Below are 8,070 nucleotides of genomic sequence, written 5' to 3'. Positions count from 1 at the left end.
GGGCATCATCATACTATCAAAGCTCCTATCGTGGGAGAGGGGGTAGATCGAAGTGAAATAGAAAAATTGGTGCTCAATTTAAGATGAAATCTTGGCTAAAAAACTTTAGGGACGTTGCCTATTAAAACACCTCAATTCTTGCCATGAAAATCGGATTTACTGCAAACCTTCTTCTTGTAAAGACTTCTGCACAGATGCTCTTTTTGACAAATTTTTAAAATAATCAGACAAATTAGGGCAATTGTCCAAATCTATTTTAAAATGCCGCGCCCAAGAGAGCATGACAAACAAATAAGCATCGGGTAAGGTAAACTCATCTCCTAATAAATAAGACTTGTTCTGCAATTGTTTGTCTACGAAAGCAAATTTGTTTTTAATCATTGGAATAAAAATGCTTTCTTGTAAGTCTTTGGAAATATTAGGGTTAAACAAAGCACCAAAGGATTTATGCAATTCAGTAGTAATATAATTTTCCCACTCGAGCACGCGATAACGCTTAAATTCCTCAATAGGGGGTAATAAGTTATAAGCTTTTTTCTTATCAGCCAAATACTGGTGGATCACCGCATTTTCAGTGAGGATTTCACCGTCATTGGTTTCCAGGGTCGGGACCGCACCCTTGGGATTTATGGTTAAAAAATCGCTGCCCTGTTCCGTTTTTTTGGTTTTCAGATCCACTGCTTCATATTCACACGGTAAGCCCAATTCATTGATTAGGATATGTGCAGCTAATGAACAAGCTCCTTTTGTATAGTATAGTTTCATGGTTTTTTATCAAATTAATGGAGGAGTTATCATCTTAGTCAAATAGTAAAATCCCTGCAAATAGCAAATGTCATGTAAGCTGCAAGAATTCATGAATTATCTGGAATTATCTTATTTATTTACCAAAGCCGTTTTTAACTCTTGCGCAAAATCATGCTCTAAGGCAGAGCGTATTTTATTGCAAAGCGCATCTTTACAACTTTGGAATTTGCAAGGCGAAAGTGCATTTAACTTATGCAAAAGCTCATTCTTCCAGGGACGCAATAAAAATAAGGAACCGCTCTCGTTTTTTGCAATACTTTCCTGAATTAAGGCAAAGCTGTTGCGAATGATTTGAGCTGCTTTTTGTTTTTGCTGGTACTCCACGGTTTTTAACTGTTTTTGCAAAAATGAAGGCTCACATTGTTTTAACAGCTCTTGCTCCAGTTTGCGCATTTTATGCGCCAGAGCATGGGTTTCATCAATCACCTTAAACAGATTTTCCTCTTGGGAAAAGAACAAGTTCGTTGCGTCCATTTGCCGGTTTAAAACTTTCTTATTATGTAAATCAATACATTCCTCTACAGTAGAAATGTAGCGAGCAGCCGGTCTTTCCGCCAATACCTCAACGATGCAATCAGAGCCAAAAGGAGGTTCTACAATCAAATACCCCAGCTTGTGTTTTCTTATCTCCATATGATTAAAATCTTCCGGAATCAGCTGGTATCTTACCGTTTCAGCTAATACTCCTTTCCCTAACTTCGCATGATAAGAATGATGCATGGAAATCAAGGGGTCAACATGTAATACATAGCTTGCCAAAATATATTCATATTGCAAATCAATTGAATTGGCCGTAACGCAATATTCAATCTGTTTCGGCAAAATTTCATTGGGCATCATCTCTGTGTTGATGCGTTCTTCTAAAAAACTTTTACTGTGTTCCAATTCATGATCCAAACAAATATCAATTGCTTGGGTAAAGCAAGCGCCTCCTTTTGTAGTCACTTCAAAAACACTTCCAGTCGTCACCGTATAACCTTCCTTTGTAGTGATGTGGTGCGCATGAAAATCTGGATTGTCTCGTTGTTGGGAAAACAGAGGTTCTCTTTTATTGTAAGTCACATCAATGTCGGAAGGCGTACTTTTGCAAAAGGCGTGAATAATGGAAGGGCATCCTCCTTCAACATACAGGCACATATTTAAAAGATCGCCATGTTTATTGCGTATGGCAAAAGAACTTAATAACACGTGCACATTAGGTTCAAGCTTATCAGCCATATTTCCTATTTTAAGGTATAAATTCTGAAATTCTTCTTCCGTTAGAGGTTGATCAGGAGTATATAAGGAAAATTCAGGTAAAGATAAACGCGTAATATAGTTTTCTTTTTCTTTTTTTATATGAAAATTTCCTTTTACATCTTGCTCGCAATAATTTGCCCGGTGTTCCTCATTCGCCAAATTAAACAAAAAGGAAATATGGACTCCCAGCCTTTCCACGGCAGGCTGTAGATAGGGATTGGTATCATTAACCGCTTCGCCATACCGTGCAGGCGGTGTCCTCACCACTAAATCACGAACATAAATATCTTGATTCATCCGGCTGATGGCTTGCCGATGGCGGGAAGATAAAAAATTTCCTTTTTTAATTTTCTTGCGGTAGCTTAAGTAAGCCGGCAGTAAATCATCGATAAACATACAAGGGTGCGCTGAAAGAACAATATTATGCAGATGGATTTATATGTTCAGTATAGACGATTATGAAAGATAAGCCCGGCATACAAAAACCACGATGAAAGCATTAAGGTATCCAATTTAAAGCGCCATGGATACCTAATGCCATCCAGCTAGCACTACCCTATATTACATTCCTGTATTCACTCGGAAATTTTCCTGCTCCACAGATGCAGGAGCCTCAGGGACGGCTGTGGATTTAAATAAACCAAAATATTGCTGAAAAGATTGTTTATCTCCTTTGCTCACGCATTGTTGATATTTTCTCTTTTCCTCATCGACGGAGATGTTGGTCCTTTGATACCGATGGCGATATTTTAGATAATCCTGATGGATGGTTAGGGCGATGGAAGAAAGCTCCTTGATAGCTGCAGGATGTTTGCCAGTTGCATGCGGTGGCACCTCTTCCTCCATTGCAATCGTTTCTTCCATAGTCTGTTCATGGGATGCCTTGGCTGCAATCTTCTCCTGAGGGTCTTTGCGCACGGTTAACCTCGATTCTCCTTCTTTAACCAACTCTTTAATTTTTCTATTATTTTCAATGAGAATAGGCTCTTCCCCAAAAGCGGCAACTGCCGTACTGATAATCCGTGCAAATAATTTCAAGGGTAAAAATACAGTAGAAACGGCTAAATTTATTCCGAGAATAATGCGAGACACTCCTTCCGCTATACGAGCAAAAAAAGAAAAGATGCTGGTAACAGCATTACTAATGCGCGTTTCATTACCGGCTGGAAAAATAATCCCATATAGGCCATTGAAAATTTCGACGGGCAAAGCCGTAACGATTTGCAAAGCCCCTAACAGCAAATTGTAAATGGCGCGGAAGGGCAACATTACATCGCGTAATGCATAAAACCATGACTTGTAAGGTTTTACGCTTTCCCGTATATTTTTCCCAATTTCGCGTAAAATAATTACACTGTTTTGGGGTCTAAGCGTTAACACGCTTTCTAAAGCACGGCCATCATATTCGTAAGCATGCGTCCATTCCGGCAGGGATGGAGTGGTATAAGCCGGGCTTTCCCCATCAAACCATTCATCGCTGTCTGATGAACGTGAAGTCAATTCAAGTGTGGGGAGTAGAGCTATATCTTTAACGTTTCGATCAATTTGCCGGATGACATTCACAAAATGAGGTTTTGCAATGGGTCTTCGTTTAATACCTGCTTCCTGCACGTCACGAATGGCTTTAAGATGCCCCAGATATAAGTCCACCGTTTTTTCAGCTGTCTCCCCGCGCATTAACAAATCGCTGCGGAAAATAAATTGCAAAGTTTTAAACAAGCCAACCAAAGCGCCAATCCTGTAAACGCTATAATTGTGTACTTCCCTTACTTTTTGTGGTGCATAAACCTCTTGAAACCAGGTTTGATGCTGCTCCAACCCCTCGTGCCTTTGCCCAAACGGTTTGACCAGACTTGGGAATGCTGCTGCCGAAGCTTCAACTCCTGCATTAATGCCTTTAAAGTACGAAAGGCCTAATTTGGCATCACCTGCTAATAAAACATCACAAGGGTGTTCCCCATTCAATTTTTTATAAGTCAAATTTGCAAAAGTCGCTGGGGCTTCATTGACGCTGATGGTTGCTTTATCCAGGCTTACAATGTCATATTCATGAGTAAAGTGACGCAATCTTAAGCCCAAATAACCTTTAAGCTGCTGCATTAAAATTTCGGGAACTTTCTCCATCCGCTCATCATCTTCTCCGGAAAAAGGCATAATGGGATTTCCCGACTTAGCAAATTTTTCCAGGATTTGATAATGTTCTTTGCTAATCATCATTTGGAAAGTAACCGGGGTCTTGCCGTGCGCATCCTTCTTGCCTACGTATTCATCACAAGTAAGACCATAATTTTGCATGAAACGCACTTGGGTGGCTAAAGGCATAGGGGTTACGTCCCCCTCTACCTCAAAACGGAATTGCAAAACAAAATCAAATTCTTTTTTAATGGTATTACCGGCATGATAATTTCGGGCAGCAGCAGTCCTTAATTCCAATTTAAGCTTATGATCAAGATCATCAGGGTGATGGTAAGATTCAGGAGCTTTTATCTCAGTAACTATGTTTCGTACTTCGCTGCCATCTAGGGCTTTCATGGAGTAGGTAAATTTGCGATCTTCGCTGAGGCTTAAATAAATTTTATTTTCCTCAAGACTTGTATTTTCCGCAGCCATTGCAAATTCATACTTATCGATTTCACCCATAATTTGTTGGGAAATTACACTGCGCGTACCATCGGCGCCAAGAATTAAATTGGCATTTTTATATTTATCCAAAATTTCTGACTTCACATCTGTAATACCCCGTCCTGTAATAAGATGTGCTCCCAACTCTACGGCACGGTTTTTCAGCAAATGTTCTACTTCGGAAATTCGTATATAGGGATTTTTTTTGACGCGATCGCGAAATTCCTTTATGGCTGGATCCTCGCCCAGCTGAGGATGGGCGCTAGCCTGCAAAAATTTGTCAATCTGCGTGTAATCCATGTGTAAGGTATGATTCCGCTTATATTCATCAAACTTTTCCAGGATGACAAGCTTCATGCCTTTATGGTGGGATAACAAACCGATGGTATTTAATAAACCTATTGGACCCGCCCCCACAACTACTGTTTCCACTTCCTCATCGGCTGGAGCTTGGCATACCGTTAAAGCCCCGAAAATTCCTTTTGCATTTTTATATTTTTTATAAAGATCCGTTTCGACATTACTGACGTTTAACAAGGGATCAAAATCTGCTCCGTGGTAACGTGCTACATTATGTAAATAGTGAAGCAATTCCTCCCACGTTTTCCCTTGTCGCCGAGTCTTGACTTCCTTGATGACATCCTCGTCTTTACAATCTTTTAAAATATGATCGATGAATGACTCATATTGAAGTAATGCAGTTAAATCTTCTTTGCTCAGGCCTTCTCTGCCTTTTTGCGTTTGATTTTTTTGCTTGAAATTCTTTATGCTGGAAAGTACGAATTCATCTTCATAACCGCTTAATAATTTATCAATAAAAGATAGCGGGAAAATTTCTTCCCTATTCTTTAAATACGTTTCAATAAGAACCGTTTTAGGTTTCAGGGGCAATGCCCCAATGCCGAGATTAATGGCTTGTATGGCTGCAAAAAAGTCATTCCCGACAATGACATAATCTACTTCTTCCGGTTTATAAACGTAAATTCTTTCAGCAGGCATAAACATCTCGAATTACAAAGTGATTCATAATTATAGCAAAAAACAAAAATTAATGTAGATTTAAAGATCAAAAAGAACATTATATTACCAAATTAAAAGCAGATAATACAATATATTATAAGATATTGATGCCAAGACAGCCGCAAAGTGGAGATTACTATTCTTGCGGCCGTAGTTGAAATAAATTAATTGCCGACCCGCCACCCAGAAGAGCGCGACGTTGATGTACTGGTGCATTGGCTGCCATCCGCCGTGCAATTTTGGCTGGAAGTGGTTATGGTTTTGCTTTTTCCATGCTCGTGATGCGGTACGGAACTTCCCAATGCGCCAATCAAATTATTCAATGGTGCATTCTGCTCGGCAATTATTGCCCTGTCATTTTCAGCACGCTGCCTTTCTGCCTCCCGCTCATTGTATGAGCGGATTACTTGCGCTTGCTGCCCAGGAGTCAAACTTTGCCACTGTTCTTTGGATAAACCAAAATAAGTAGGTGCGCACGCAGACACGGCGAATGCCAACACCAAACCGATCATGCAACGTTTCATAATTACCTCAGTGGCAGGAAATACTACGGATTATACCAATATTCATGCAAACAGATCATGTTTTTTTGAACCCTTTGCTTCATTGAAAATCACAAAACTCCTCAAAGAAAATTAAATAAACAGGTTCGCACCTAGGCAGTAGCTTAGAATACAAACAAGCTAATAGCTTTAACTCTGTGTTTGTATATATTGTCCTTATTGAGCAGATCCATTACAGTATTAGGTATTTTTACAAAGTATTTGCAGCAGACATCGTCTAGATTTTTATGTTCATTTAATTTTATGTTAGGCTTGTTCAAACAAGCAAAGGACCGCATTTCGTTATGCATGATGAAACCATTACATTTCAACTGGCAACCCATTATCTGCCCAAGGTTGCGCTACGCCTTGAATGCTTGTTTCTTACCGTTGAGCAAGCTTGTGAAGAAATCCACCCAGTCATTCATCATTATGCGCTGAAAAACGTGATTGAAATTATAAAATTGATTGAAAAACCAGAGCTTAAAAGCCGTTTTTTAAAAGAGTTAATGCGCATTGAACATACGATAAACAAGTCACAAATTACCATATCCAACACGCTCTATGCTAATTTGTTCGTCCAAGTCCAGTTTTTAAATCATGTGGCGGGGCGTTTTGGTGAATCCATCCACATCAATCCTTTCTTGCAATCCATTCGTTTTGCCCAAACCGGAGATTACAGCGATTGCGAAATTTATTCGCCGCAATTACTGCTCTGGCTAGAGAGTGAACCGGAAAAGAGGCAAGCTGATTTAAATAAGTGGCTGCAGCAATTAAAATCCTTAAAAGATACGGTTTTTATCTATCTGGCTTTGCTACGCAATACCGCCGAATTTGACAAAATTGATATCTACAATGGGTTTTACCAACGCTCACTACCGCCTAAAACTTCCTGCCACCTGATATTGCTTAGAATGAATAAGAGTTGCGGGATTGTTCCAAAAATGCAGCTTGGACAGCATGGGTTAAGCATCACCTTGTGCGACAATTCAATGAATAAGTTACGCCATACAGAAGCCCCAATCTATCTAGGCATATGTAATTTTAATTAGCTGGCAAGCTTTTATAGTTTTGCATTAACCATTCAGAAACAGGCGTTGTTTTTAAGGTCAAAAATTGTGATCTTAAATTATAAATATTATTTACCTAATCCTTTCCAGGGCTCCCCAGGCAGACGGTGCACTACTTCATCATCGAATAAATATTGTTATATTCATGCAACATCATAGTCATAACTCATATTCTCAGCGCAAGTGCCAATAATAGCCACATTATCTGGCATAATGATAGCGTCATAGCCAATGACATCATTACCAATCACGGTGCTTTCTTACGATCTCTATAAAAGACGCTTCAGGCCAAAAGATTGGAAAACAATGACTGGCACCATACAAAACAAATTTGACGTTGGTGGCTATTTGGCAAAATTTATCAATGATGAGTCATCGCCAATAAAATCGAAATGGTAGAGCACGTTTTTTTCAAAATTATGGGCATCAACCGGATCATCATAATAAATATAATCTCCAACAATGTTTAATGATATTCTTAAAACGGTACGCTCAAATCCTTGTATTGGATACAATTCGTTGGATCAGAGTACATTATTAGGCAACGTCCCTAAAGTTTTTTAGCCAAGATTTCATCTTAAATTGAGCACAAATTTTTCTATTTCACTTCGATCTACCCCCTCTCCCGCGATAGGAGTTTTGATAGTACGATGATGCCCTTCGCGGGAGAGGGTTGGGGAGAGGGAATGTCACGGATGGTCATTGATGACGAGATGTGGTCTCGTTTAGAAAAATTACTTCCAAAGCCTAAAGGCCGACATGGTGAAGAT

5 protein-coding genes and 1 pseudogene are annotated in these 8,070 nt (G+C 39.5%); 1 reads left to right on the top strand and 5 read right to left on the bottom strand.

All coding sequences use genetic code 11. The features are described from left to right. Positions 1-156: 156 nt before the first annotated feature. The 4 genes from gstA to ELY11_RS11760 all read right to left on the bottom strand — a co-directional run bounded on the left by gstA (position 157) and on the right by ELY11_RS11760 (position 6,212). Positions 157-765 (bottom strand): glutathione transferase GstA, encoded by a 609-nt coding sequence (gene gstA, locus ELY11_RS11775; protein ID WP_127033745.1) that lies wholly within the window; start codon positions 763-765, stop codon positions 157-159. Between the two features lie 111 nt (positions 766-876). Further along, positions 877-2,442, bottom strand: a complete 1,566-nt coding sequence (locus ELY11_RS11770; RefSeq protein ID WP_127033742.1) for a hypothetical protein — start codon at positions 2,440-2,442, stop codon at positions 877-879. A 165-nt stretch (positions 2,443-2,607) separates the two neighbouring features. After that, the gene (locus ELY11_RS11765) at positions 2,608-5,667 is read right to left on the bottom strand and encodes an FAD-dependent monooxygenase family protein (protein ID WP_127033739.1); all 3,060 of its coding nucleotides are present in this window, start codon (positions 5,665-5,667) and stop codon (positions 2,608-2,610) included. Positions 5,668-5,852: 185 nt separating this feature from the next. After that, a complete protein-coding gene (locus tag ELY11_RS11760; protein WP_127033736.1) occupies positions 5,853-6,212 on the bottom strand; it encodes a hypothetical protein in 360 nt (119 codons plus the stop codon). A 323-nt stretch (positions 6,213-6,535) separates the two neighbouring features. On the opposite strand from ELY11_RS11760, the gene zapD reads away from it, so the two are divergent. Beyond that, on the top strand, positions 6,536-7,282 hold the full coding sequence (gene zapD / locus ELY11_RS11755) for a cell division protein ZapD (RefSeq protein ID WP_126953946.1): 747 nt from the start codon (positions 6,536-6,538) through the stop codon (positions 7,280-7,282). A gap of 324 nt (positions 7,283-7,606) precedes the next feature. Here the strand turns inward: zapD and ELY11_RS12840 are convergent. Then, positions 7,607-7,764, bottom strand: a pseudogene (locus tag ELY11_RS12840) (chloramphenicol acetyltransferase); the annotation flags it as partial. Between the last annotated feature and the right edge of the window lie 306 nt (positions 7,765-8,070).

The organism is Legionella septentrionalis (assembly GCF_003989745.1).
In the GTDB taxonomy this organism is placed as follows: Bacteria; Pseudomonadota; Gammaproteobacteria; order Legionellales; family Legionellaceae; genus Legionella_A; species Legionella_A septentrionalis.
Note: the sequence above shows the minus strand (reverse complement) of the source record. Positions and strands in the feature narration are given on the sequence as shown.

What these genes read in the sequence shown, in the direction of transcription:
- ELY11_RS11765 (WP_127033739.1), bottom strand. Translation starts at nt 5,667, where the DNA reads ATGCCTGCTGAAAGAATTTACGTTTATAAACCGGAAGAAGTAGATTAT.
- ELY11_RS11770 (WP_127033742.1), bottom strand. Translation starts at nt 2,442, where the DNA reads ATGTTTATCGATGATTTACTGCCGGCTTACTTAAGCTACCGCAAGAAA.
- zapD (WP_126953946.1), top strand. Translation starts at nt 6,536, where the DNA reads ATGCATGATGAAACCATTACATTTCAACTGGCAACCCATTATCTGCCC.
- gstA (WP_127033745.1), bottom strand. Translation starts at nt 765, where the DNA reads ATGAAACTATACTATACAAAAGGAGCTTGTTCATTAGCTGCACATATC.
- ELY11_RS11760 (WP_127033736.1), bottom strand. Translation starts at nt 6,212, where the DNA reads ATGAAACGTTGCATGATCGGTTTGGTGTTGGCATTCGCCGTGTCTGCG.